The organism is Arthrobacter sp. 2RAF22 (assembly GCF_052115325.1).
In the GTDB taxonomy this organism is placed as follows: domain Bacteria; phylum Actinomycetota; class Actinomycetes; order Actinomycetales; family Micrococcaceae; genus Arthrobacter.
Map to the genome: position 1 here is coordinate 16,447 of NZ_JBFRGL010000019.1, position 26,050 is coordinate 42,496.

Here is a 26,050-nt window from a genome sequence, read left to right on the forward strand (position 1 = left end):
GCCGCCGCCTTTGCTGGACGCGTCCTCCAGCCTCCGCGGCTAGAATCCTCCCAAGAGCAGTCCCCGGTCCTGCGCCGGGCCATCCAGAAAAGGACAGCCAACCATGCCGAGCCCCGCCAGCCCGAACCTGGCCAATAACGATGCCCGCTCCCTCGGGCAGGAGGGAACCGGCAGACACACCGACGACGCAGCCATGCCGCGCATGGTCCGCGACCGCCCCTTTGCCTGGCTCTTGCTCGCCACCGGCGCGATCGCGTGGCTTGCGTCCGGCGCACTCGTGCTGGAAAAGCTGCAGGTTCTCATGGACCCCAACCACATAACGGCCTGCGACCTCAATCCGTGGGTGTCCTGTGGCAGCGTCATGAAAACACCGCAGAGTTCGGTTTTCGGTTTCCCCAACATGTTCATCGGGATTGTCGCCTTCGCCGTGATCATCACCACCGCCATGGCGATCTTTGCCGGGGCCAAGTTCGCCCGCTGGTATTGGATCGGACTGCAGACGGGCGTCACACTGGGGTTCATCTTCATCGTCTGGCTCTGGTCCCAGGCCCTGTATGTCATTCATATCCTGTGCCCGTTCTGCATGGTGGTGTGGGCATGCATGATCCCGCTCTTCGTCTTCGTGACCATCAGGAACGTGGCGCACGGAGTCATTCCAGCGCCCGCAGGCCTGGCCAAGATCCTGAGCGAATCCGGTTGGATCATTTCCGCGCTGCTCTACGTTGGCGTGATCGCCAGTATCTTCTTTGCCTTCATCAACGTCTTCATCGGCACGTCGGGTTACTAAGCACCAAGCCGTCAACAGCGGAAGGGGCCCATGTTCGCATGAACATGGGCCCCTTCCGCTTTTGGTGTGTCTGAAAACTACGCGCCGAACCAGATCTTGATCTCGCGCTCGGCGGAATCCACCGAATCGGAACCGTGGACCAGGTTCTGCTGCACAGCCAGGCCCCAGTCACGGCCGAAGTCACCGCGGATGGTGCCGGGCGCCGCAGTCGTCGGGTCCGTGGTTCCAGCAAGGGAACGGAAGCCTTCGATCACGCGGTGGCCCTCGAAGATGGCAGCGACAACCGGGCCGCTGAGCATGAACTCGACCAGCGGCTCGTAGAACGGCTTGCCCAGGTGCTCTTCGTAGTGCTGCTCAAGGAGATCGCGGGTTGCGTTGACCTTCTTCAATTCGACCAAGGAGTATCCCTTGGACTCGATGCGGGCGAGGATGCTGCCGCTCAAGTTGCGGGCGACGCCGTCGGGCTTGATCAGTACAAGGGTGCGCTCAATGCTCACGGTTGCTCCAATGTTGGATGTGTGGGTTTCCCAGCCAGTTTACGGGGTTTAGCTCAGGCGACGCCCGCGCTGCCCCCAGAGTCCCCGTGCGAAGCGTTCCATTCGGCTTGCTCACGATCACGCTGGGCGTTCTCGCGGTCGATTCTGATGCCGGCACGGATGCCGTACCACCAGCAGGCCGCGAACAGGACTCCCACCACGAACATCGTGGGCTCGACGAAGCCGGAAAGAATCAAGACCAGCTGCATTACCCAGCCGACCCCGATGCCCCACGGCTTGCTAAGCACGGCACAGGCCAGGATCAGGATGACGCTCAGGCTGATGCCGAAGGTCAGGATCAGGGCCGGCTGCACCTCTCCGCGCTTCAGTCCGAAGACTGCCAAGGTGGCGAAGAACGCGACGAAGGCCTCCAAAAGCAGGACGGTCGAAGCGAACATCACCTTGGTGGAGCGGCGCTTCTTGGGCATCCCGGGCCGCCATTCGCGCTGGGCTTTGGTGAGTTTGGCCATGCTCAGGAACCAACCTTCCCCAGGAGCATGCGGGCCTCGGCCACCACGGTGATGGAACCCGTGACGAGTACGCCGCCGGCCAGGTCATCGTTCGCTTCGGCACGCTCCACGGCCCACTCGATCGCGTCATCCAGTTTCTCGGCAATGTGGACATTGTCCCCACCGAAGCCAAGGTCGACGGCGAGATCGGCCAGTTGCGCCGCCGGGATGGCCCTCGGCGAGCTGGACTGTGTGAAGCAGAACTCCTCTGCCAGTCCACCCAGCGATTCCTTGAGCTGCCGCAGGATTTCCTCCGCGTCCTTTTCCTTGAGGACCCCGAGGACCACCACGAGCTTGCTGAAGCTGAAGGCCTCTTCAATTGCCTCGGCCGAGGCGCGGATGCCGTCAGGGTTGTGGGCCGCATCCACGATGATCGTGGGAGCGGTGCGCACCACTTCAAGACGGCCAGGCGACGTGACGTTGCCGAACGCTTCGCGCAGGAGGTCGCCGTCGAGCTCTTTTTCACCGCCACCGAAGAACGCTTCCAGGGCCGCGACCGCGACGGCCGCGTTCTCGGCCTGATGGGCGCCGTGCAAGGGAAGCAGCAGGTCCTCATAGCGGCCCGCGAGCCCCTGGATGGTCAGGACTTGGCCTCCGACGGCAACGCTGCGGGACTCGACGCCGAATTCGACGCCTTCGAAGCGGAACGGCACCCCAACCTCGCGCGCCTTCTCAAGGAGCACCTGCGCGGCGTCCACCGGCTGGGCCGCGCTGATCAGGAAGCCGCCGGGCTTGATGATTCCGGCCTTCTCGCGCGCGATGTCCTCGGTGGTATCGCCGAGGAGATCCGTGTGGTCAAGCGAAATCGGCGTCACCACGGAAACCTGTCCATCGCCCACATTCGTGGCGTCGGTGATGCCGCCGAGCCCCACTTCAATCACGGCGACATTCACGGGTTGGTCCGCGAAGATCGCGAAGCCCAGGATGGTCAGGCACTCGAAGTACGTGAGCCTGGGCTGGCCGTCCGCCTCGAGCTCCTTGTCCACGATTTCGAGGTACGGACGGATCTCGTCCCAGATCCGGACAAAGGTCTCGTCCGAAACCGGCTCGCCGTCGATGCTGATGCGCTCGGTGACCTTCGACAGGTGCGGACTCGTATAACGGCCTGTACTCAATCCGTGGGCACGAAGCCCGGCCTCGATCATCCGGGCTGTTGAGGTCTTGCCGTTGGTGCCCGTGATGTGGATGATCGGGAACGCCTTGTTGGGCTCCCCCAGCACATCCATCGCCCGGTACAGGGGCGCCAGCCGCGGCTCCATTTTGTTTTCCGGGGCGCGGCCCAGGAGTTCGGCGTAGACACTTTCTACGGAGAATTCGTCGCTCATGTACCCGGCCTCGATCTTGGTAACGGTGATCTGCGGCTCGGCGGCATCGCCGGAGACGACGGGGTCGAGCTTGAGGGACAGGGTTTCGGTCTTGACCAGCTCTTCGTTGGCGCGCAAGGCGTCAACGACGTCATGGACGGCCAGGACCGTGGTGTGGATGCGGTCGCTCACGTTGAGTCCTGCGTCCTTGCGGGCCTGCTGGATGGCGCGGACCATGTCGCGAGCCAGGCCTTCGGCTGCCAGTTCCGGAGTGACTTCGGTGTTCAGGACCACGAAGCCGCCGCCCGGAAGGACAGCGACGGCCGCGGACGAGCCGTCAGCAGATTCCGCGACGACAGTCTCGAGCGTGTACTCCTGCGGTTCCAGCTCAAGGCCGCCCGCCGTGACCACTCCCGCATCGGAAACAGACCAGTCGCCGGACTTGGAACCCTTGATGGCCTGCTGGACGTTCTTGCCCAGTCGCGGACCTGCCGCGCGGGCATTGACCACGAGTTTCTGCTCGATACCGAATTCCTCCGGCGACGCCGTGGCGGCGTCGAGGAGGCGCACGGAACGCAGGTTCAGTTCATCCGCGACGACGGCGGCGAAGCCTGCCAGCGCATCAGCACCGGGCGCCACCACAGTGAGTTCCTGCAGCGGCAAGCGAACGCGGAGGTTGGCGGCCTTGCGCAGGCTGGAACCGGTGGAGCAGATCTGCTGGACCCGGTCCATCGCCTCGACGAGTTCCGGGTTCGCCGGGAACAGCGACGCCTCGGGCCAGTCAGCCAAGTGCACGGAGCGCCCGCCGGTCAGGCCGCGCCAGATCTCCTCGGAAACCAAAGGAAGGAGCGACGCCGAGACTCGGCAGACCGCTTCGAGCGCCGTGTAGAGGGCGTCGAAGGCGTCGGTGTTCTCGTCGAAGAAGCGCTGGCGGCTGCGGCGGACATACCAGTTGGTGAGCATATCCAGGTAGCTGCGCAGTTCATCGCAAGCCCCGGAAATGTCGTATTCGTCCAGGCTGGAGGTGACGTTGCGGACGAGGTCACCGGTGTTTGCCAGCAAGTACTGGTCCATGGTGTCCGTGTAGCCGTCGTAGCGCGGCTTGGCGTCATAGCCGGCGGCTGTCCCATCCACTGTGTGGGAGGCGTTCGTGTACAGCGTGAAGAAGCTGTACACGTTCCACAGCGGCAGGATGACTTGGCGGACGCCGTCGCGGATTCCCTGTTCGGTGACCACGAGGTTGCCGCCGCGCAGGATGGGGCTGGACATCAGGAACCAGCGCATGGCGTCGGAGCCGTCGCGGTCCAGGACCTCGGAGACGTCCGGGTAGTTGCGCAGGCTCTTGGACATCTTTTGCCCGTCCGAACCCAGCACGATGCCATGGCTGATCACATTGCGGAAGGCCGGCCGGTCGAAGAGTGCCGTGGACAGGATGTGCAGCATGTAGAACCAGCCGCGGGTCTGCCCGATGTACTCGACGATGAAGTCGGCAGGGTTGTGGGTGTCGAACCATTCCTCGTTCTGGAAAGGATAGTGCACCTGCCCGTAGGGCATGGAGCCCGAGTCGAACCAGACATCCAGGACGTCCTCCACCCGGCGCATGGTGGACTGGCCCTCTTCAGGCGAGCGCGGGTCGTCCGGGTTGGGCCGGGTCAGTTCGTCGATGAACGGGCGGTGCAGGTCGACCTGGCCGTCGTTGTTCATCGGAAGGCGGCCGAAATCGGCCTCCATCTCGGCGAGGGAGCCATAAACGTCCGTGCGCGGGTACTCGGGGTCGTCGGACTGCCACACCGGAATGGGCGAGCCCCAGTAGCGGTTGCGGCTGATGGACCAGTCGCGGGCGTTGGCCAGCCACTTGCCGAACTGTCCGTCCTTGACGTTGCCCGGGATCCAGTTGATCTCCTGGTTCAGTTCGGACATCCGGTCCTTGAACTTGGTGACCTCCACGTACCAGGAGGACACGGCACGGTAGATCAGGGGGTTGCGGCAGCGCCAGCAGTGCGGGTAGCTGTGCTCGTAACTGGCCTGGCGAACCAAGCGACCGCCGGAACGCAGTGCCTGGGTGATCGGCTTGTTGGCATCGAACACCTGCAGCCCGGAGATTTCGGCGAGCGATCCGTGCGCGAACAGGTGGAGGAACTTGGCGCCCTCGTCGACGGAAAGGACCACGGGGATGCCCGCGTCCTCACAGACTTTCTGGTCGTCCTCGCCGTAGGCCGGAGCCTGGTGGACGATGCCCGTACCGTCGGTGGTGGTGACGTAGTCCGCCACGAGGAAACGCCAGGCGTTCTGGGTGCCGTACTTCTCGGTATCGGAGAAGTAGTCCCAAAGCGGCTCGTACTCCAGGCCGGCCAACTCGGTGCCCGTGTAGCTTGCCGTGACGGCGGCGGTAGCGGCAGCGCCGTCGTCGTACCCCAGGTCCTTGGCGTAGGTGCCGAGGAGATCGGCGGCCAGCAGGAAGCTGCCCTTCACCGGAGCCTCCGCGGAGGCGGCCTTGATCCCGTTGGGACCGGCCGGAACCACCGCGTAAGAAATGTCGGGCCCGACGGCGAGCGCCAGGTTGGTGGGCAGCGTCCAGGGGGTCGTGGTCCACGCGAGCGCCTGCACGCCTTCAAGGGACTTGGAGAGTTCCGACTCCCCTGCCTTGATGGGGAAGGTCACGGTGACGGTCTGGTCCTGGCGGTTCTTGTAGACATCGTCATCCATGCGCAACTCATGGTTGGACAGCGGCGTCTCGTCCTTCCAGCAGTACGGCAGGACGCGGTACCCGTTGTAGGTGAGGCCCTTCTCGTGGAGCTGCTTGAAGGCCCAAAGGACAGACTCCATGTACTCGACGTTGAGGGTCTTGTAGTCGTTGTCGAAGTCCACCCAGCGTGCCTGCCGCGTGACGTAGCTCTTCCATTCGTCCGCGTACTTCATGACCGAGGCGCGGCAGGCGTCGTTGAATTTGTCTATGCCCATCGCTTCGATCTGGGTCTTGTCCGTCATGCCCAGTTGCTTCATGGCCTCGAGTTCGGCGGGCAAGCCGTGGGTGTCCCAGCCGAAGCGCCGTTCGACGCGCTTGCCGCGCTGGGTCTGGTAGCGGCCCACCAGGTCCTTGGCGTAGCCGGTCAGGAGGTGGCCGTAGTGGGGCAGCCCGTTGGCGAAGGGAGGACCGTCATAGAAGACGAACTCGTTACTGCCGGGGTGCCCTCCGGGCAGGTCCGCGCTGCGGTTGTCGATGCTGGCTTGGAAGGTGCCGTCTTCATCCCAGTACTTGAGGATGCGCTCTTCGATCTCCGGGAACTTCACGGAGGCGGACACCCCTCGGGGGGTGCCGGAGAGAGCTGTGGAGGCCTTGGGGTAATACGTCATCTCTTCATCCTGGGTTGAGCCGGTGAACACAAAGTTTCATTCAGGATGCGAGGACGGCGCCAGCTGCGTTGTTTCCAACAGCGCCGGTACCGCGGTACCACCTCACTTACCGCCGCTGGCGCGGCCCCTTCGAAGAGGAGCTGTTCCGGCGTCGGCCGCTCATTGCTGCTGTGACGGGCTTACCCGTCCGGTTCTACTGACCCCCGGGGTGGCGGGGGCGTTCTTCCGGAAGCTCACCGGTGATGTCCGGGTCAAAGCTTGTGCCACAAGTCTAGCGGCAGCGGCACTGCGAGCTCCACTTGGGCTGCCGCGCGGGCGTCGGCGACGCCGGTACCTTAGCCCTTGCGGATCAACTTGTGGGTAGCGGCCTGCGCCACCGGGCGGACGATGATCTCGTCCAGGTTGATGTGGTGCGGCAATGAGACCGCGTACTTGACGACGTCGGCGACGTCCTCCGGGGTGAGCGGCTTCTCGACGCCGGCGTATACCTTGGCTGCCGCGGTGGCATCGCCGAGGCGGTTGAGAGCGAATTCCTCCGTGCGGACGAGGCCGGGTGCCACCTCGATGACGCGGATGTTGTTCTCGGCTTCCTCCAGGCGCAGGGCGCCGGTCATGGCGTGCTGGGCGAACTTTGCCGCGTTGTACCCGCCGCCGCCTTCGTAGGCCGTGAATCCCGCCGTCGACGTCAGGTTCAAAACGGTGCCCTCGCCGTTGGCCCGCAGCATCGGGAGGAAGGCCCGGGTCAGCTTCAGCGTGCCGAGCACGTTGACTTGGTACATCCAGTCCCAGTCCTCGGTCTGGGCATTGGCCAGGGTGTCGGCGCCCCGCGCACCGCCGGCAATGTTGATGAGCGTGTCCGCTCCCCCTGCCTCGGTGACGGCTGAGAGCAAGGCCGCGACGTCGTCGTCGTTGGTGATGTCCGCGGCGAACGGCACGGCGCCGCTCTCGGCGCCGAGTGCCTCAAGCCGCTCGGCACGGCGGGCGACGGCGAATACCTTCCAACCCTCGGCGGTGAGGGCCCTCACCGTGGCTTCGCCGATTCCCGTGCTGGCGCCGGTCACTACTGCGGTCTTCGTCTGTACTTCCTCAGTCATGGCACCACCCTAACGCTGTTCACCGGGAGAAACCGCACGCCCAAGGATGTGGGCGATCGACGGAGACAGCGGGCCGGCGGAGAAGCCGAAACGCTCACTGTGCAGCACCTGGAAGCCGGCTGCGCCGATCGCGTGCAGTGTATTGCGGTTGGGATGGCAGCCTCCGGCCATGTGCCGCCAGGCCGGAGTGAGAAGATCTTCGACGGCAGCGAGAAACCGCTTGTCCGAGCGCACGTGCTCGTAGAACGCCAGGGTTCCGCCGGGCCGAAGCACCCGRCGGATTTCCGCCAGCGCGTCCGCCTGGTCCTCGACGCTACAGAGGACAAGGCTGACTACGACGGCGTCCGCCTGGCCGTCGGCCGCTGGAATATTTTCGGCGGTTCCGGGAACAACCGTGACCGGCACTGCGGCAAGCCCTGCCTTGGCTCCAGCAAGTTCCCTGAGGTAGTCATCAGGTTCAACCGCGAGGACACTTTCCACGGTGGCCGGGTACAGGCCGAACGACGAGCCCTCGCCGGCGCCAACCTCGATGACGCGGCCTCGCAGGCCAGCCAGCAGGGTGCGCCGGTGCTCGGTGCCGCCGCGCAGGTTTATCGCCGGAACCGCCCGGGCGTAGGCCCTCGCGAAGCGCGGATGCTGCGGCGTGGTCATATGTCCGTCTTCCCGGCGCCCAGCAGGAACTCCAGCAGGACGCGGGCGTGATTGATTTCAGGGTCCCTGGCGCCGTAGAGCAGCGTGACGCGCTTTTCCGCGGCCGCCAGCTCCAGCAGCTGCTCCACGGCGGGATTCTGTTCCAGCTCAGCCTGGTACGAGCGGCGGAAGTCCTCGAATCGCTCCTGCATATGGGCAAACTCGGTACGGAGGGGCGGCGAGGGAGCGATCTCCTTGAGCCAGAGATCCAGGTGGGCGCGTTCTTTGGATACCCCTCGCGGCCACAGCCTGTCGACCAGAACCCGGTAGCCGTCGTCGTCCGCTGCTTCGTCATAGATGCGCTTGATAACCAAAACGTCCTTGAGTTCCGTCATGGCCCGCATGCTACTGCACCCCTGCGTGCCACGGAACAAAGGGCGCCATGAAACAATTGGCCCATGGCTGAATCAACGCAGGGTACAGACACGCCCGCCACCGCCCCCATCAACGTTCCCGACAAGCCGGCCCTTGAAGGCCTCGAGGCTGCCCTGACGCAGCGCTGGCTGGACGACGGAACCTACAAGTTCAACCCGGACACCACCCGGGAGCAGGTCTACTCGATCGACACTCCCCCGCCCACCGCATCCGGTTCGCTCCACGTGGGCCACATGTTCTCGTTCACGCAGACGGATGTCCAGGCCCGCTACATGCGCATGACCGGCAAGAACGTCTTCTACCCGATGGGCTGGGACGACAACGGGCTGCCTACCGAGCGCCGCGTCCAGAACTACTACGGCGTCCGCTGCGATCCCGCCATTCCCTACAACGCCGACTACCGCCCGCCGGCACAGCCGGCCAAGAACCAGCGCGATTTCGACGTCGTCTCGCGCCAGAACTTCATCGAACTCTGCGAGGAACTCGCCGTCGAAGACGAAAAGGTCTTCGAGAACCTGTTCCAGACACTCGGCCTGTCCGTTGACTGGGACCTCACCTACCGCACCATCGACGACACCTCCCGTGCGGTGTCCCAGCGTGCGTTCCTCGCGAACCTGAACGCCGGTGACGCCTACATGGCCGAGGCCCCCACCCTGTGGGACGTGACGTTCCGTACCGCCGTCGCGCAGGCCGAACTCGAGGACCGCGAGGTTGCCGGCGCGTACTACCGCTACCCTTTCTTCACCGCTGACGGCGAGAAGATCTACATCGAGACAACACGTCCGGAACTCCTCGCCGCGTGCGCCGCGTTGGTGGCGAACCCCGACGACGAGCGCTACCAGCCGCTGTTCGGCAAGACCGTCACGTCTCCCCTGTTCGACGTCGAACTCGAGGTCAAAGCCCATCCGCTCGCCAAGGCGGACAAGGGTTCCGGCATCGCCATGGTCTGTACCTTCGGCGACCTGACCGACGTCACCTGGTGGCGCGAGCTGCAGTTGCCCACCCGCGCCATCATGGGCCGCGACGGCCGCATCATCGCCGAGACACCCGAGTGGATCACCACCGACGCCGGCAAGGAAGCCTACGCGGCGATTGCCGGCAAGACTGCGTTCTCTGCCAAGGAGGCGGTGGTCGAGCTTCTCGCCGCCGCCGATTTGCTGGATGGCGAGCCCAAGAAGATCACGCACCCCGTGAACTTCTTCGAGAAGGGCGACAAGCCCCTTGAAGTTGTCACCTCGCGCCAGTGGTACATCCGCAATGGCGGACGGGACGAGGACCGCCGCGAGCGGTTGATCGCGCGCGGACACGAGATCGAATTCCACCCGTCGTTCATGCGTTCCCGCTACGAGAACTGGATTTCCGGGCTGAACGGTGACTGGCTCGTTTCACGCCAGCGCTTCTTCGGTGTGCCGATCCCCGTCTGGTACCCGCTGGATGCCCAGGGCAACCCGGACTACGAGAACCCGATCCTGCCGTCCGACGAGTCCCTTCCCGTGGACCCTGCGGCGGACGCGGCCCCCGGCTTCGACGAGTCCCAGCGCGAGCAGCCCAATGGCTTCATCGGCGACGCGGATGTCCTGGACACCTGGGCCACGTCTTCGCTGACCCCGCAGATCGTGGGCGGCTGGAGCCGTGACGAGGAACTGTTCGGCAAGGTCTACCCCTTCGACCTCCGGCCGCAGGGCCACGACATCATCCGCACCTGGCTCTTCTCCTCGGCTGTCCGGGCAGATGCCCTGCAGGACAGCGCGCCGTGGAAGCACGCCGCCATCTCGGGCTGGATCCTGGACCCGGACCGCAAGAAGATGTCCAAGTCCAAGGGCAACGTGGTTGTTCCCACCGACGTCCTGAACGAATTCGGCTCCGACGCCGTCCGTTACTGGGCCGCCTCGGCCAAGCTCGGCGCCGACACCGCCTACGAGATCGCCCAGATGAAGATCGGGCGCCGCCTGGCCATCAAGCTGCTCAATGCCTCCAAGTTCGTGTTGAACCTGGGCGCCACGGAGAACTCGGTGGTCGGCGCGGACCTCTCCGTCCTGAGCAACCCCTTAGACCGGGCATTGCTCGCGCAGCTGGCCGATGTCGTGGCACAGTCCACCAAGGCGTTCGACAACTACGACTACGCCCGCGCCCTGCAGATCACGGAATCGTTCTTCTGGCAGTTCACGGACGACTACGTGGAGCTCATCAAGGACCGCGCCTACGGTGCGGCCGGCGAGACCGAGCAGGCATCCGTGCTTGCTGCCCTTGCCACCACGCTGGATGCGCTGTTGCGCCTGTTCGCGCCGTTCCTGCCCTTCGCCACCGAAGAGGTCTGGAGCTGGTGGCGCACGGGTTCGGTCCACCGCGCGGCGTGGCCGGCAGCAGTGGAAATCGTCGACGGCGACACCACCATGCTGGGCACCGTCGGCATCGCGCTGAGCGGCATCCGCAAGGCCAAGTCCGAGGCCAAGGTCAAGCAGCGCACCGAGGTCCTGTCGGCCACGATCACCGCTACCGAGTCATTTGTGGCACAGCTGGAAGCCGGACTGGGAGACCTGAAGGCCGCGGCCAACGCCCAGGAGATTTCACTGGTGGCCGGGGACGGCGAACTCACGGTGAGCGACGTAGTCCTGGCGCCTGCCGAGGAACCCGCCCAGGCGTAGTTTGGAAGAGCCCGGGAGTTTTTCCGGGCCGCCCGGGAAGTTCCAGGCACTTGGGATTTCAGGGCAAAGGGGAAGCCCCATCAGCGTTTAGCCGTTGGTGGGGCTTCGACTTTTCGGCTGCCCGGTGACGTCTTGGCAGTCTGGCGGAATCCTCGGACTTTCAGGTCTTCCTACCTCGTCACTGGTAGCTTGCATCCAACTTTGCCGAAGGCTGCGTCAGATGCATATCACTGAATCTCTGGTTTCCGTGTCCCTCTTCTTTCGAAGTGGGTAAGTTCTATTCTTGACCCGCTCCCCGGCCAGCACAAGCCCCCTTCACGAACTACTGGCATGTAATTCGGACGCCTCGCTGCGGGCCTCCGGGGTTCTGGGTGCCGGTGCTTTGTGGCACAGTGTTGCTATGCCAGAACTTCCCGAGGTGGCCGGGCTGACTGCCTTTCTGGGCAGGAATCTTCTCGGTGCCGAACTGACGAAGATCCAGATCACCTCTTTTGCCGTGCTGAAGACAGCCGATCCCCCTTACTCAGCGCTGGAGGGTCGCAAGATCGTCGGTGTGGAACGCTTCGGAAAGTTCGTCAGCCTCGACGCCGAAGGCATCCATTTCATCTTCCACCTCGCCAAGGCCGGGTGGCTCCGGTACACGGAGCAGCCGTCGCAAACCCAGCTTCGGATGGGCGGCAGCAATATCGCGGCAAGGATTGGCTTCACCAAGAGCGACGGTTCAACCCACGTCGGAGTGGACCTGACGGAGGCCGGGACGAAGAAAAGCCTGGCCGTATACGTGGTGCGCAGGCCCCTGGACGTTCCGGGAATAGCGACCCTTGGCCCGGACCCGCTGAGCCCGGCCTTCACGGAGGAGACCTTGGCCGGAATCCTTTCCACAAACGCGCACCAGATCAAGGGAGTCCTTCGGAGCCAAGGCGTCATCGCGGGCATCGGGAACGCCTATAGCGACGAGATCCTTCACGCAGCCAGGATTTCACCGTTCGCGATCGCCAAGTCGCTGGACAAGGACACCACCCGTGTCCTCTATGAGTCCATCGAAAGCGTCCTGGGTGCGGCTGTGGCCGCCGCCGTCGGGAAAGCGTCAAGCGAACTCAAGGACACCAAGCGGAACACCATGCGGGTCCACGGCAGGGCGGGCCAGCCTTGCCCCGTGTGCGGAACCACGATCCGCGAGGTGTCCTTTGCCGACACGTCATTGCAGTATTGCCCTGGCTGCCAGACAAACGGAAAGATCCTCGCAGACCGTCGAACGTCGCGGTTCCTGAAATAGCCTGGCCCACGGCTCAAGCTGGTTGAATTCCGGGCTAGTTGAATTCCGGGCTTTCCGTGCGGCTGCGTTTGAGTTCGAAGAAGTGCGGGTACCCGGCCAAGGTGACGGTGGCGTCCCAGATCCGGCCGGCTTCCTCGCCACGGGGAATACGGGTGAGGACAGGACCGAAGAAGGCCGTGCCGTTGACGGCGACCACGGGGGTGCCAACATCCTGGCCCACCAAGGAGATCCCCGATTCATGGCTTGCACGCAGCTGGACGTCGTATTCCTCGGAATCGGCGAAACGTGCCAACTCGGCGGGAAGGCCGGTTTCAGCCAGGGCCTTCGAGATGACCTCGGCGAAATCCTTGATGCCTTCGTGGTGGATGAGGGACCCCATCGCGTCGTACAACGGCTTGACGTATTCGTCTCCGTGCAGCTCGCGGGCGGCAATGATGACCCGGACAGGTCCCCAGCCCTGCTTCATCTTCTCGGTGTATTCGGCAGGCAGTTCGCGGCCTTCGTTGAGGACCGAGAGACTCATGACGTTCCAGTTGGTCTCGATGCCGCGGACGTCTTCCACTTCACCGATCCAGCGGGATGTCACCCAGGCAAATGGGCACATGGGATCGAACCAGAAATCGACCTTGTTGGCGGTCTGCTCGGGCACAGGGAACTCCTTCGATAGGCGTAAGGGGCGCGGGTAGGCGGACGAAAACGGTGTCCGGCACCAATCATGCCAACCTCTGGCTAGGCGGACTTATTCCGACGCTTCGCAATGACCTCGTGCGCGATCATGGTGGGCTGGCCCTTCTTGTTCACGGCATCGGCAGTGATGACGACGCTGGCGATGTCGTCCCTGCTTGGCAGGTCGAACATGACCGGTAGCAGCACTTCCTCCATGATGGCACGCAGGCCGCGGGCTCCGGTGCCACGTTCAAGGGCTTGGTCCGCGATCGAGTCCAGGGCGTCGTCGTCGAACAAAAGCTCCACGCCGTCCAGCTGAAACATCTTCTGGTACTGCTTGATCAGGGCGTTCTTGGGCTTGGAGAGAATCTGGATGAGCGCGGAACGGTCAAGGTTGGACACAGTGGTGATCACGGGCAGGCGCCCGATGAATTCGGGAATCAGCCCGAACTTGAGCAGATCCTCCGGCATCACCTCGCCATAGCTGTCCACGTTGTCCTTGACCTCGTTGAGCGGGGCCCCGAAGCCTATGCCTTTGCGGCCGGACCGCGATCCAATGATGTCCTCGAGCCCGGCGAACGCACCGGCCACAATGAACAGCACGTTGGTGGTGTCGATCTGGATGAATTCCTGGTGCGGGTGTTTGCGTCCGCCCTGGGGCGGAACCGAGGCCACTGTGCCTTCGAGGATCTTAAGAAGCGCCTGCTGCACACCCTCGCCGGACACATCGCGCGTGATGGACGGATTCTCGCTCTTGCGCGAAATCTTGTCGATCTCGTCGATGTAGATGATGCCTTGTTCGGCCTTCTTGACGTCGTAGTCGGCGGCCTGGATGAGCTTCAGGAGGATGTTTTCGACGTCTTCGCCAACGTAACCGGCCTCCGTCAGGGCCGTGGCGTCGGCAACAGCGAACGGTACGTTCAGGCGGCGGGCAAGGGTTTGTGCCAAGTAGGTCTTGCCGCAGCCGGTGGGACCGATCAGCAGGATGTTGGACTTGGCGATCTCCACGTCCTCATGGTGTCCACCTTCACCGAGGCCGGTCTTCGGTGCGTGGCCCGCTTGGATGCGCTTGTAGTGGTTGTAGACCGCGACGGCGAGGGAGCGTTTCGCGGGCTCCTGCCCAATGACGTATTCCTGGAGGAAGTCGAAGATCTCCCGCGGCTTGGGCAACTCGAAGCTACCGAGATCCGATACTTCGGCGAGCTCCTCTTCGATGATCTCGTTGCAGAGTTCGATGCACTCGTCGCAGATGTACACGCCGGGCCCGGCAATCAGCTTCCGAACCTGCTTTTGGCTCTTTCCGCAGAAAGAACACTTCAGCAGATCCGTGCTCTCGCCAATCCGAGCCATGTGGGAATCCCTTCGTTTCATGCGGGTGGTGCAGCCCCGTACCTATCCGCGATTTCGCGCCGATCGCAGCGGGGGCGCCACCATGACAACTTCCACTGTAGGACACAATGGGCTGCTTGGGTTGAAACAGAACGCCGATGCGGTCCATATTTCCTGAACCGCACCGGCGTCGAGTTTTGGCCAGTTACCTGGCGATAGCCTGGGGCTTGATCTTGCGGGAATCGAGCACCTGGTCGATCAATCCGTAGTTCATTGCCTCGGCAGCGGTGAGGATCTTGTCGCGCTCGATATCGTTGTTGACCTGTTCCGGCGTCCGACCGGAGTGCTTGGCCAGCGTGTCCTCAAGCCATGAGCGCATGCGCATGACTTCTGCGGCCTGGATCTCGAGGTCGGAAGCCTGGCCCCCCTGGCCGCCGGACAGCGACGGCTGGTGGATCAGAACCCGGGCGTTGGGCAGGGCGAGGCGTTTGCCCGCCGTACCTGCCGCGAGCAGCACAGCCGCCGCGCTGGCCGCCTGGCCGAGGCACACGGTCTGGATCTCCGGACGAATGTACGTCATCGTGTCGTAGATCGCCGTCATGGCCGTGAACGAGCCACCCGGGGAGTTGATGTACAACGTGATGTCGCGGTCCGGGTCCGTGGACTCGAGCACCAGCAGCTGGGCCATGATGTCGTCGGCAGAAGCGTCGTCAACCTGCACACCGAGAAAGATGATGCGGTCCTCGAAGAGTTTCGTGTACGGGTCCTGGCGCTTGAAGCCGTAGGGCGTGCGCTCCTCGAACTGCGGGAGGACGTAGCGGCTGGACGGGAGATTACCGGCAGACCATCCAAAGTTGTAGTTCATTTTCATTGCTCCTGATCTGAATGTTTCTTGGTGCCGGTTACTTCTCGGAATTCGACGAGTTGGCCGTTCCGCCGCCACCGGCCACAGAGCCTGCGTGGGCGGAGATCTTGTCGAAGAAGCCGTACTCGAGCGCTTCGGTGGCCGTGAACCACTTGTCGCGGTCGTTGTCCTTGAGGATGGTCTCCACGGTCTGTCCGGTCTGTTCGGCTGTCAGCTCGGCCATGACCTTCTTCATGTGAAGGATCAGCTCCGCCTGGATCTTGATGTCCGACGCCGTGCCACCGATGCCGCCGGAAGGCTGGTGCATCAGGATGCGGGCGTTGGGCGTGGCGTAGCGCTTGCCCTTGGTGCCCGAGGAAAGGAGGAACTGGCCCATGGAGGCCGCGAGGCCGGTGGCAACCGTCACGACGTCGTTCGGGATGAACTGCATGGTGTCGTAGATAGCCATGCCGGCGGTCACGGAGCCGCCAGGCGAGTTGATGTAGAGGTAGATGTCCTTCTCAGGGTCTTCAGCCGAGAGGAGGAGGAGCTGGGAGCAGATCGCGTTGGCGTTTTCGTCACGGACTTCGGATCCGAGCCAGATGATGCGCTCTTTCAGCAGGCGGTTGTAGATGTAGTTGTCCTGGGCCGCTGGATCGACGGTTGCCATCCTGGGGGCCTCTGCGTGCTGTGACATAAGTACTTACCTCTCGCTGGTGACATGGCCATTGCTGAACTTGCCATCCCTGATCTTCACTACTTGGACACTAACCGTTTTCCACGGCGATTTGTTCTCCCAAATCGCGCTGTTCGCTGACGGCGCACGATTGCGGAAGGGCGTACTTTGCACGGTTCCGGGGCTTAAACCAAGCCGCCCCCGGATCCATGATCCGGGGGCGGCTTGAGTTGAAACTAGAACTTCACTGCGGCGGGGTCGTCGCTGGGAACAACAGCTGCCTCTTCGGCTTCCTCGACGGAGGCCTCTTCGCCCGCGGGGCGCACGAAGTCGCTGAGGTCGACCTTGTTGCCCTCGGAGTCGACAACCTCGGCCTGGCCGAGGACAACTGCGAGAGCCTTACGGCGGCGGACCTCGGAAACCATCATGGGAACCTGGCCGCTCTGATCGATGATCTGGGCGAACTGGTTCGGGTCCATGCCGTACTGGCTTGCCGTGGTGACGATGTAGTCGATCAGCTCGTTCTGGCTGACGCTCACTTCTTCCTTGTCGGCAATGGCGTCAAGGATGATCTCGTTCTGGAAGGCGCGGGCGGTGTTGGCCTTGACCTCGGCGCGGTGTTCCTCGGTGTCGTGATCGCCTTCACCGTGGGCGTTCTCCGGGTTGAAGTGCGCTTCGAGCTGCTCTTCGACTACAGAGTCCGGAACCGGAACCTCGATGAGCTCCACGAGCTTGTCCAGGACCTTGTCACGGGCTTCGACGCCCTGGCCGACGACCTTGGACTCAGCGGCCTGCTTGGCAAGGTCTTCACGCAGTTCGGCGAGGGTGTCGAACTCGGATGCCAACTGGGCGAAGTCGTCGTTGGCCTCAGGAAGCTCGCGCTCCTTGACGGTCTTGACAACAACTTTGACCTGGGCTGCTTCGCCGGCGTGCTCGCCGCCAACCAGGGTGGTGTCGAAGATTGCTTCTTCTTCGGCAGAAAGGCCGGTGACGGCCTCATCGAGGCCTTCAAGCATGGTGCCTGCGCCAACCTGGTAGGACAGGCCGGTGGCGGAGTCGATCTCAGCGCCGTCGATCGTGGCGGTGATGTCGATGGTCAGGAAGTCACCATCGGCGGCCGGGCGGTCAACGGACTTCAGCGTGCCGAAGCGGCCGCGGAGCTCGTCGAGGGCCTTGTCGACGTCGGCGTCGGAGGAATCGGCTGCGGCAACCTCTACCTTGATGCCGGCGTAGTCGGGGAGCTCAACCTCGGGACGGACGTCGATCTCAACCTGGAACTTCAGTTCACCGTCGGTCGAGGACGGGTCCGGAACCTCGGTGATCTCAACCTCGGGACGGCTCAGCGGACGGAGGCCGGCTTCCTGGACGGCAGCCTGGTACCAGCCGTTGAGGCCATCGTTGATGGCGGTCTCCAGGACGTAGCCGCGGCCAACGCGCTGGTCAACCAGCTTGGAGGGAACCTTGCCCTTGCGGAACCCGGGAACCTGGATCTGCGAAGCAACGGTCTTGTAAGCGGCATCGATGCTCGGCTTCAGTTCCTCAAAGGGAACCTCAACGTTGAGCTTGACCCGCGTGGCGGTGAGGTTCTCGACAGCGCTCTTCACAGTCTAAGTACTCCTGGTTTTGTGGGATGGGGTTCTGCCGCGTTCCGGATCGGAACAGGCACACAGAGTCGGGGTGACAGGATTTGAACCTGCGACTTCCTGCTCCCAAAGCAGGCGCTCTAGCCAAGCTGAGCTACACCCCGTGAATGCACAGGACAGTCTACGGGCATCTCGCCGGAGAATGCACATTTGACACTTGGCCCCTGAATTAGGTTTAGTTATATCCGGCTTCAACAGCCGCCGGAAAGATGCACGGAACCCTCTGATGGATTCGTAGAGACCCATGCAGCCTTGCCCGGGGACGTAGCTTAATGGTAAAGCCTCAGTCTTCCAAACTGATTACGCGGGTTCGATTCCCGTCGTCCCCTCCACAGAACGAAGGGCCCCTCCATGAGGGGCCCTTCGTGTTTCCGCCTGTTTGCGCCCGCCAAAGGCGCACTTCAGTTCTGGCAGCCGGGGCACCAATAGAGTTTGCGCGCACCGATCTCGGCCAGTCCCACTGTTTCGCCGCATCGCCGGCACGGCTGTCCGTGCCGCTTGTAGACAAAGTGCGCCTCGCCGTCGAGCGCTCCGGCGTTCCCGCCGCTCCACAAAGCCGATGGGGTCGTAACAATCCGCCCGTCACGGACGCCGTCGGACATCGCCGCCACGGTGTCATCCCACAGTCGTCCGGCGGTTTCGGCGCCCAGAGAGCTGCCCGGGGTCCACGGATCAACGCGCTGGCGGAACAGCACCTCCGCGCGATAGATATTGCCGATTCCGGCCACGATTGCCTGGTCCATGAGGAGGAGCCCGACGGCGGTCTTGCGGCGCAGCAAGCGGCGGACGAACTCGTCGCGATCGTCGGGCCGGTTGTGGAGAGGATCGGGACCCAGGCGCGCCAGGACGGCAGCGGCCTCCGCATCGGTGATCGCTGCGCACGTCGTAGCGCCCCTGAGATCCGCCCAGCCGTTCGCTGAAATGAGGCGAACGCGGACGGCACCCACGGGCTCAGGCGGACCCGCGTAGCTTCTGGCGCCCCCTTCGCCGGCACCTTGCTCTGCTTCCTGCGAGAAACTCTCCCGTTCGCCGATCCGCCGCGGAGCCCCGATGCTCGAGGCCCCGGTGAAGGATTCATCGCCACCGAAGCTCCACGCACCGTAGAGACCCAGATGGACATGCAGGAGCACCCCGTGGTCAAAACGGAGGAAGAGCTGCTTGCCGTGCGCCGTCGCTTCGAGCAGTTCGTGGCGGTCCAAAAGCGCCGCACCCGCGGTGAAACGGCCCTGGGGGCTGGAGACTTCCAGCACGTGGCCGGCGAAAACATCCTGGAACTGGCGCGCCAGGCGATGGATGGAATGCCCTTCAGGCATTAGGCAACGATTTCGCCGGTGTTCTCGTAGGTAGCGATTTTTCCGATGCGGCGCACGTGGCGTTCGTCGTTGCTGAACGGTTCTTCCAGGAAGGCCTCGATCAGTTCGGTGGCTTCCTCGACGGTGTGCTGGCGGCCGCCGACGGCAACCACGTTGGCGTCGTTGTGCTCCCGGGCAAGCTTTGCGGTCGAAAGGTTCCAGGCGAGCGCGGCCCGGACACCCTTGACCTTGTTCGCGGCGATTTGTTCGCCGTTGCCGGATCCGCCCAGGACGATGCCCAATGCGTGAACGCCGGCTTCTTGGTCGGCGACCACCGCGGTGGCAGCGTTGATGCAGAACGAAGGGTAGTCATCGAGGGCGTCGTACACCTTGGGGCCGTGGTCAACGACGTCGTAGCCTTTGGCGGTCAAGTGGCTTACGAGGTGGGCGCTGAGCTCCATGCCGGCGTGGTCCGTGGCAATGTGGACGCGGGGTGTGGTCACAGGAAGTCCATTCAGTCTGGCGCGCGAACGCGGCAAAGCCGGGCGCGGCGTTGAGGGATGCGGTTCCTAGGTTACTAGGATCGTGCCCCGGCCCACCTCTTAAGACGAAGCCGGCAGACCGGGAGACCTTCCGGCGCTCACGGGGCTGGAGGCTGCTCGCCGCGCTGGGCACGTGCCGCGACGCGGTTCAGGATCCCGGCGAGCCGGTCCGCAGTGGCCGAGGTCCCGGCGCTGAACGCCACCCTGCGGCCGCTGACCTGGCGGACGACGACGGCGGGACCGCTGCTCACGAGCATGGCCGTCGCACCTCCGTGGTGCCGGAGTCCCCAGCCGCCAAAGTCCGCGGCCCTGACTTCCTGAGCGGCTGCGCCGGCGATGTCAACGGCCGGCACCGTGAGGACCCGCAGGACCCCCGCAACAAAGACCTGCACCCCTCTCCTGTCCGCCCTCACCCGGACGAACAGGAAACACGCTCCGATGACCGCGACCACTGCCAACAATGCGCCCAACCACGGGAGCGCAATCGCGATCAGCATGGCCGGGAACAAGGTGGCGACGCAGATCATGACGAACACCGAACTCCGCGCATGGACCCACAGCAACATGGAATCTTCCGCCAGGCCAGGGTCTTCCGTCCGGATCCGCTCGGCCTCGAGGGCGGCGTCGTCTTCCGGAGTCCAATGCGGGTCCGGTTTGAAAGCCATCATCATGACCACGCCCAAGGGCAAAGCCGCACCCGCGCCGAGGGCAAGGACCGTGGCATCAACGTGCGAGCCGCGGGCGTCGGCGAGGCCTGTTTGCCCCACAAGGCCAGCGGCCAGCACGGAGGTAATGAAGAGAGTCACCATGAGGCCCATGCCCATCATGACCCTGCGCATAATCACCGGCCGGGCAAGGGGAACAGCCTGGATGAACACCAGCCAACCCGCGACGACCAGAAACCCTCCTCCGCCGAGTACGTAGGCGAGGAACGGCGCAAAGCTGATTCCGCCGTCGGCATTCCAAGCGATGGCCACGGGATCCGGGAGGTTGTTGCGCAACATGAGGGCGCACACGGCAAATGCGGCGGCCAGCAGCAGCGGAAATGCCACTGCAAAGCGGAGTGCCCGGAGGTCCAGCGAGTCGCGCATCTTTCCCATATTCCAACGCTACCCCGCGCCGGCGACACTGTGATCGAGCTTCCTTGCCAAGGCGGAATCAAGTGAAAGAATGACTTCACAGCGCCGGCGCTGGCTGAAACCAACCGGCTTCTCGAAACCATTCTTGGAGGCAAACCTTGCCAGGCCTGAACCTGACGCGCGCCGAAGCCGGACAGCGCGCAGAATTGCTCACCGTGACCTCGTACGACGTCACCCTCGACTTGACCAAGGGCGCCACGGTCTTCGGCTCCACGACCGTGGTGAAGTTCTCCGCCGTCGAGGGTTCCTCGAGCTTCATCGACGCGATCACGGAAACCGTGCACAGCGTGACGCTGAACGGCACCGAACTCGATCCGGCGGTGGTGTCCGACGGCGTGCGCATCCAACTGCCCGGGCTCGCCGCCGAAAACGAGCTGAAGGTAGTCGCGGATGCCCCGTACATGAACACCGGTGAGGGCCTGCACCGATTCGTGGACCCGGTGGACAACGAGGCCTACCTGTACACGCAATTCGAGGTGCCGGATTCGCGCCGCATGTTCGCTGTGTTCGAGCAGCCGGACCTGAAGGCCGCATTCACCTTCACGGTCACCGCACCGTCGCATTGGGACCTCATCTCCAACTCGCCCACTCCCGTACCGCTGGAAACCACTCCCGGGGACGACGGCGGGGCGCGCTCGGTTTGGCATTTCGCCCCCACTCCCCGCATCTCTTCCTACGTCACCGCCTTGATCGCGGGACCGTACCAATCGGTCCGCAGCAAGGTCACGAGCTCCGATGGCCGGGTCATTCCGCTTGGGGTGTTCGCCCGCAAGTCCCTCATGCAGTACCTGGACGCCGACAACATCTTCGAACTGACCCGCCAGGGTTTTGAGTTCTTCGAGGCCCAGTTCGGATTCCCGTACCCCTTCGAGAAGTACGATCAGCTCTTCGTTCCCGAGTTCAATGCCGGCGCCATGGAAAACGCCGGCGCGGTGACCATCCTCGAGGGCTACGTCTTCCGCGGAAAGGTCACCGACGCCCAGATCGAGCGCCGCGCCATCACCGTGCTGCACGAACTGGCCCACATGTGGTTCGGGGACCTCGTCACGATGCGCTGGTGGAACGACCTTTGGCTCAACGAGTCCTTTGCCGAGTACATGTCCCACCTGGCCGCGGTCGAAAACACCGAATTCGACCGGGCCTGGACCACCTTTGCCTCGGTGGAGAAATCCTGGGCGTACCGGCAGGACCAATTGCCCACGACGCACCCGATTTTTGCCGAGATCAACGATCTCCAGGACGTCGAGGTCAACTTCGACGGCATCACATACGCCAAGGGAGCTTCCGTGCTGCGGCAGTTGGTCGCCTGGGTTGGGCCGGAACAGTTCATGGCCGGCGTCCGCGAATACTTCCAGAAGCATGCCTGGCAGAACACCGAGCTTGTGGACCTCATGAAGGAACTCGAAGCTGCCAGCGGCCGCGACCTGGACCAGTGGGGCAAGCTCTGGCTCGAGACTGCCGGCGTCAATACCCTCTCCCCCGAGATCGAGGTCGACACCAACGGCACCATCACGTCCTTTGCGATCGTGCAGACCGCTATCGACGAGCAGCCCACGCTGCGCCCGCACCGCCTCGCCGTCGGCTTCTACGACCTCTCAGCCGAAGGCAAGCTTGAGAGGACCCACAGGGAGGAGCTCGACGTCGACGGCGCCCGGACCGACGTCCCTGCCCTTGCCGGAAAGGCGCGTCCGGACCTGGTCCTGCTCAACGACGACGATCTCGCCTACGCGAAGGTGCGCCTCGACCCCGCATCCTTGGCCACTGCGAAAGCCCACCTGAAGGACTTCGCCGGCAGCCTGCCACGCACCCTCGTGTGGGGCTCGGCCTGGGATGCGGCGCGCGACGGCGAAACCCCGGCCCGCGGCTACGCCGAGTTGATCCTGGCGAACATCGCGTCCGAGACCGATTCCTCAGTGATCCAGACCCAGCTTCGACAGCTGGCCACCACCCTGACGTACTACGTCGCAGCCGAGCACAAGGATGCCGCCACGGTGGCCGCGGCGGACGCTCTCTGGGAGCTTTCGAGCACGGCGGCTGCGGGATCGGACGCGCAACTCCAATTCGTCAAGTCCTTCGCGCTGCTCGCCGCAAGCAGCTCCCAATTCGACGCAGTCCAGTCTGTCCTGGACGGCAGCATGGTCCTGGATGGCCTGACGGTCGACCAGGACTTGCGCTGGGAACTTCTCACCGCATTGGTGGTTGGCGGGCGCCAGGGCCAGGACCGGATCGACGCCGAACTCGAGCGCGACCACACGGCCAATGGCCAGAACGCCGCAGCCTTGGCGACGGCGGCCCTTCCCACACCCGAGGCCAAGGCCGCCGCGTGGAAGAAGATCGTGGTCACGGGCGAGCTCTCCAACGCCATTCAAAGCTCCGCCGTCACGGGCTTCACCCGGGTGCTGGACACCTCCCTGTTGGAGCCGTACGCGGAACAGTATTTCGAGGCGGTTCCGGAGATTGTTGCCAACCGCACCCATGCGCTGGCCCAGCAAATCGTCGTCGGGCTCTACCCTGCGCAACTGACAACGCAGGCCACGGTTGACCGCACGGACAAGTTCCTCGCCGAACTGCCGGCGGATAGCAGTGCCCTGCGCCGCATGATGCTAGAAAACCGCGACGGCGTAGCCCGTGCTTTGAAGGCCCGCGCGGCAGACATCTAAAACGGTCGGATAGCCCACCGAAAGGCCCCGGTTCCGCTTCACTGGAACCGGGGCCTTTCCGTGTGCCGCCCGCGAGTGCACCGCCGCTAGACTTTCCGCATGAGCCTGGACGAACACCACTACTCGCTGACCGTGCGCTGGACCGGAAACCTGGGCACCGGGACATCCACCTACCGTGGCTACACCCGGGACCACGACGTCGAGATCCCCGGCCTGCCCGTCCTGAAGGGCTCCTCGGACCCCACCTTCCATGGCGACCGCAGCCGATACAACCCCGAACAACTGCTCCTCACCGCCCTCTCGCAGTGCCACATGCTGTCTTTCCTGCATGTCGCCGTCAAGCACGGGGTGGTAGTGACCGATTACGTGGATCACGCCGAGGGCATGATGAGGCTCAATCGCGATGGCAGCGGCCAGTTCGAGAACGTCACCTTGAAGCCGCACGTCACGGTTGCCGACCCGGCGCATCTTTCCCTGGTGGACAAACTGCACCATGAGGCCAACCAGGTGTGCTTTATTGCCCGGAGCGTCAATTTTCCCGTTCTGCATGAGCCGAGCACGACGGCGGCCGCCAGCTAATCAGGTGTCAAGAAGGCCGTCCGGCCAAGAACCACGATGCGGATCCGGCCACGCTACGGCGATAGGGTTGACCGTGGACAGAGTGTTCAGCGCCCGGCAATCAGGGGCCAGGCGAACAATTGGATCCCGTGAGGAGCATTCCCGCATATGAACGTCGCCTCGTCGACCGACAACATCGTGGCCGATGCAGCCAAGATCGATTACGCGTCCATCTTCGTGACGCTAGGCATCGGGTTGGTGGTCTGGGTTGTGGCCCGGTTCATCATTCTGCGCATAACCCGCCGGGTGGCAGAGGGCACCAGCTTCTTCAAGAAACCGCATTTCAGGTGGGTCCAGCCGGCTTTCCGGGCGCTCGACCATGAACGCCGCGCCCAGCGCGCCCACACCATCGGCTCACTGTTGACAAGCGTGCTCAGCGTGGTGGTGGTGGTCATTGTCATCATCTACGTCCTCAAATACCTGAATGTGGATATTGCCCCGCTGCTCACGAGCGTCGGTATTTTGGGTGTGGCCATTGGCTTCGGCGCCCAACAGCTCATACGCGATTTCCTGTCCGGCATCTTCATCACCATCGAGGACCAGTTCGGGATCGGCGATGTGATCGTAACCACTGAAGTGATCGGCACCGTTGAATCGGTAGGACTCCGGATCACCCGGCTCAAGGCTGAAGACGGGGCCATCTGGTATCTGCGCAACGGGGAAATCCTGCGGGTGGGCAACCGCTCGCAAGGCGATTACGTGCCTGAAGACTCAACCGTCCCGGACGACGTTCCGCCTGCACCTCCAGGGACGGCGCCTGCCGAAACCGCCGCCTCCGGTGCGCCTCCGACTTCAAAGGAAGCCCTCAAGATTCGAGAGCAGAAAGCAGGTGAGTGACATGGGCAGCCAGCCGGAATCCGCAGCACCCCAGCCGGCAGAGCGGCGTCAGTTGATGCAAAACGATCCGTTCAGCCAGCCTGCGTACACCGACAGTTTCTATGAGGCCATCGGTGGCCACGAGACTTTCGTGAAACTGATCGATGTCTTTTACGACGGTGTAGCGGGAGACCCGTTGCTCCGGCCGATGTACCCGGAACAAGACCTCGACCCCGCAAAGCGGCGGTTCCTCATGTTTCTTGAGCAGTATTGGGGCGGTCCGGGCACGTACAGCGAGGAACGCGGTCACCCCCGCTTGAGGATGCGGCACATGCCGTTCCAAGTGACGCCCGAAGCCAAGGACCGCTGGCTCTTCCACATGCGCGCGGCAGTCGATTCGCTCAACTTGTCGCCGCTTCACGAAGGGACGTTGTGGGATTACATGGAGCGGGCTGCGCTCACGATGGTCAATAGCCCGTCGGTCCAGCAGCCCTGAGCTTGTAGGACGGTGCTGTGTGTCGGGCCGGGCCTAGGCTCGGGTTCAGCGGGCCTGGAAGCCCAGGCCTGATCCGGATCGAGCCAGGATGTGGCCCCGGCTCCCACTGAGCCGGAACCAACGGCCGTTGCGGAAGAGCCGGTGTTCGCCGTCGCCCAGGAAACCGAGCGCCAAGGCGGCGAACGCAGCGCCTGCGGGCACGCGGTCGAGTCCCGGGATCTCCCGTCCCCACACCGCGGCCCTCGCGTTGTTGACGATCAATGCGCCGGGCTGATCCGGAACAATCCCGGCCACCTCGGCAATGCCGGCATTCGCGACAGACTTGAGTTCGGCGTCGGGCACTGAACGCAGCGGCTCCCAGCCGCTGCGGGGCGCCCCGACTCCCGCCCACGATTCGGAAACGGTCGACGGCGGGATGGGAAGCTCGACGTCGTCGGCACCGGAACGCGCCAGGCGGTCGAGGACCGAGGAAAGAGTCACGGTGACGTCCGCATGCGCGTCTTCGGCAAGGGCGATAGTCCGTAGCCCGAGAATAGTGGGGGTCGCTTCGCCCAGGAGGCGCGGCCTCAAGACGCACACATATGCAGCCAGGACGCGGCCGGAGGCCTGCAGCCGGATGGCGCCATCATCGATGCTCTTGGCACGCGTGACATAGGTGCGGAGATCCGCCAGATCACGGGGATCGACGAAATGGAAGGACTGGGTCAATACATCGGACACATCATCGACTCTACCGGCATGTCCGCGGTTGAGAGGGGT

General features: G+C 63.8%; 22 protein-coding genes, 2 tRNA genes and 1 pseudogene. 8 read left to right on the top strand and 17 right to left on the bottom strand.

The genetic code is table 11. The features are described 5' to 3' along the window. Positions 1-103: 103 nt before the first annotated feature. Positions 104-787: a vitamin K epoxide reductase family protein gene (locus AB4068_RS14075; protein ID WP_441433696.1), complete on the top strand. Its 684-nt coding sequence runs from the start codon at positions 104-106 to the stop codon at positions 785-787. Positions 788-864: 77 nt separating this feature from the next. Here AB4068_RS14075 and ndk read toward each other — a convergent pair whose 3' ends face one another. The 7 genes and pseudogenes from ndk to AB4068_RS14110 form a co-directional block, all read right to left on the bottom strand. After that, entirely contained in the window at positions 865-1,284 is a 420-nt protein-coding gene (gene ndk / locus AB4068_RS14080; protein WP_284991209.1) for a nucleoside-diphosphate kinase, read from the bottom strand. Between the two features lie 53 nt (positions 1,285-1,337). Next, positions 1,338-1,793 carry a DUF4233 domain-containing protein gene (locus tag AB4068_RS14085; RefSeq protein WP_307055087.1) on the bottom strand — a complete coding sequence of 152 codons (456 nt, stop codon included), beginning with the start codon at positions 1,791-1,793 and terminating at the stop codon, positions 1,338-1,340. A 2-nt stretch (positions 1,794-1,795) separates the two neighbouring features. Beyond that, a complete protein-coding gene (locus tag AB4068_RS14090; protein WP_441433710.1) occupies positions 1,796-3,157 on the bottom strand; it encodes a bifunctional folylpolyglutamate synthase/dihydrofolate synthase in 1,362 nt (453 codons plus the stop codon). Positions 3,158-3,163: 6 nt separating this feature from the next. Then, positions 3,164-6,490 (bottom strand): annotated as a pseudogene (gene ileS / locus AB4068_RS14095) (isoleucine--tRNA ligase); the annotation flags it as partial. Positions 6,491-6,825: 335 nt separating this feature from the next. Beyond that, positions 6,826-7,584 carry an SDR family oxidoreductase gene (locus tag AB4068_RS14100; RefSeq protein WP_284991206.1) on the bottom strand — a complete coding sequence of 253 codons (759 nt, stop codon included), beginning with the start codon at positions 7,582-7,584 and terminating at the stop codon, positions 6,826-6,828. A gap of 9 nt (positions 7,585-7,593) precedes the next feature. Then, on the bottom strand, positions 7,594-8,235 hold the full coding sequence (locus tag AB4068_RS14105) for a class I SAM-dependent methyltransferase (RefSeq protein ID WP_441433697.1): 642 nt from the start codon (positions 8,233-8,235) through the stop codon (positions 7,594-7,596). Then, positions 8,232-8,609, bottom strand: a complete 378-nt coding sequence (locus tag AB4068_RS14110; RefSeq protein WP_306959414.1) for a DUF488 domain-containing protein — start codon at positions 8,607-8,609, stop codon at positions 8,232-8,234. The genes AB4068_RS14105 and AB4068_RS14110 overlap by 4 nt, the downstream gene beginning before the upstream one ends. A gap of 63 nt (positions 8,610-8,672) precedes the next feature. Here AB4068_RS14110 and valS point away from each other — a divergent pair, with 63 nt between their 5' ends. Then, positions 8,673-11,294: a valine--tRNA ligase gene (gene valS / locus AB4068_RS14115; RefSeq protein WP_441433698.1), complete on the top strand. Its 2,622-nt coding sequence runs from the start codon at positions 8,673-8,675 to the stop codon at positions 11,292-11,294. A 400-nt stretch (positions 11,295-11,694) separates the two neighbouring features. Beyond that, positions 11,695-12,570, top strand: coding sequence for an Fpg/Nei family DNA glycosylase (locus AB4068_RS14120; protein ID WP_284991202.1), 876 nt, complete (start codon positions 11,695-11,697; stop codon positions 12,568-12,570). Positions 12,571-12,604: 34 nt separating this feature from the next. Here the strand turns inward: AB4068_RS14120 and AB4068_RS14125 are convergent, their stop codons facing one another. The 6 genes from AB4068_RS14125 to AB4068_RS14150 form a co-directional block, all read right to left on the bottom strand. Then, positions 12,605-13,219 carry a mycothiol-dependent nitroreductase Rv2466c family protein gene (locus AB4068_RS14125; RefSeq protein WP_059389364.1) on the bottom strand — a complete coding sequence of 205 codons (615 nt, stop codon included), beginning with the start codon at positions 13,217-13,219 and terminating at the stop codon, positions 12,605-12,607. 80 nt (positions 13,220-13,299) lie between these two features. Continuing rightward, a complete protein-coding gene (gene clpX, locus AB4068_RS14130; protein ID WP_284991201.1) occupies positions 13,300-14,586 on the bottom strand; it encodes an ATP-dependent Clp protease ATP-binding subunit ClpX in 1,287 nt (428 codons plus the stop codon). A gap of 184 nt (positions 14,587-14,770) precedes the next feature. Further along, positions 14,771-15,430 (bottom strand): ATP-dependent Clp protease proteolytic subunit, encoded by a 660-nt coding sequence (locus AB4068_RS14135; protein ID WP_234749864.1) that lies wholly within the window; start codon positions 15,428-15,430, stop codon positions 14,771-14,773. A gap of 37 nt (positions 15,431-15,467) precedes the next feature. Next, complete coding sequence (locus AB4068_RS14140) at positions 15,468-16,079, bottom strand: ATP-dependent Clp protease proteolytic subunit (protein WP_284991226.1); 612 nt, start codon at positions 16,077-16,079, stop codon at positions 15,468-15,470. 242 nt (positions 16,080-16,321) lie between these two features. After that, the gene (gene tig, locus AB4068_RS14145; RefSeq protein WP_059390251.1) at positions 16,322-17,689 is read right to left on the bottom strand and encodes a trigger factor; all 1,368 of its coding nucleotides are present in this window, start codon (positions 17,687-17,689) and stop codon (positions 16,322-16,324) included. A gap of 68 nt (positions 17,690-17,757) precedes the next feature. Beyond that, positions 17,758-17,832, bottom strand: a tRNA-Pro gene (locus AB4068_RS14150). Positions 17,833-17,986: 154 nt separating this feature from the next. Here AB4068_RS14150 and AB4068_RS14155 point away from each other — a divergent pair. After that, positions 17,987-18,060 (top strand) — tRNA-Gly (locus AB4068_RS14155). Between the two features lie 69 nt (positions 18,061-18,129). Here the strand turns inward: AB4068_RS14155 and AB4068_RS14160 are convergent. The 3 genes from AB4068_RS14160 to AB4068_RS14170 all read right to left on the bottom strand — a co-directional run bounded on the left by AB4068_RS14160 (position 18,130) and on the right by AB4068_RS14170 (position 20,662). After that, complete coding sequence (locus AB4068_RS14160; RefSeq protein ID WP_332603593.1) at positions 18,130-19,041, bottom strand: Fpg/Nei family DNA glycosylase; 912 nt, start codon at positions 19,039-19,041, stop codon at positions 18,130-18,132. After that, positions 19,041-19,523, bottom strand: a complete 483-nt coding sequence (locus AB4068_RS14165; RefSeq protein WP_284991197.1) for a ribose-5-phosphate isomerase — start codon at positions 19,521-19,523, stop codon at positions 19,041-19,043. Before AB4068_RS14165 ends, AB4068_RS14160 begins: the two co-directional genes overlap by 1 nt. A 137-nt stretch (positions 19,524-19,660) precedes the next feature. Continuing rightward, positions 19,661-20,662: a hypothetical protein gene (locus AB4068_RS14170; protein ID WP_441433699.1), complete on the bottom strand. Its 1,002-nt coding sequence runs from the start codon at positions 20,660-20,662 to the stop codon at positions 19,661-19,663. A gap of 137 nt (positions 20,663-20,799) precedes the next feature. On the opposite strand from AB4068_RS14170, the gene pepN reads away from it, so the two are divergent. From pepN to AB4068_RS14190, 4 genes are all read left to right on the top strand, one after another. Further along, complete coding sequence (gene pepN, locus AB4068_RS14175; protein ID WP_441433700.1) at positions 20,800-23,361, top strand: aminopeptidase N; 2,562 nt, start codon at positions 20,800-20,802, stop codon at positions 23,359-23,361. Positions 23,362-23,460: 99 nt separating this feature from the next. Next, positions 23,461-23,940, top strand: coding sequence for an OsmC family protein (locus AB4068_RS14180; protein WP_059387782.1), 480 nt, complete (start codon positions 23,461-23,463; stop codon positions 23,938-23,940). A gap of 147 nt (positions 23,941-24,087) precedes the next feature. Then, positions 24,088-24,816 (top strand): mechanosensitive ion channel family protein, encoded by a 729-nt coding sequence (locus tag AB4068_RS14185; RefSeq protein WP_059387781.1) that lies wholly within the window; start codon positions 24,088-24,090, stop codon positions 24,814-24,816. A 1-nt stretch (position 24,817) separates the two neighbouring features. Next, positions 24,818-25,291 (top strand): globin, encoded by a 474-nt coding sequence (locus tag AB4068_RS14190; protein ID WP_284991194.1) that lies wholly within the window; start codon positions 24,818-24,820, stop codon positions 25,289-25,291. A gap of 45 nt (positions 25,292-25,336) precedes the next feature. On the opposite strand, the gene AB4068_RS14195 is transcribed toward AB4068_RS14190, so the two are convergent. Then, positions 25,337-26,011 carry a hypothetical protein gene (locus AB4068_RS14195; protein WP_441433701.1) on the bottom strand — a complete coding sequence of 225 codons (675 nt, stop codon included), beginning with the start codon at positions 26,009-26,011 and terminating at the stop codon, positions 25,337-25,339. Positions 26,012-26,050 lie beyond the last annotated feature (39 nt).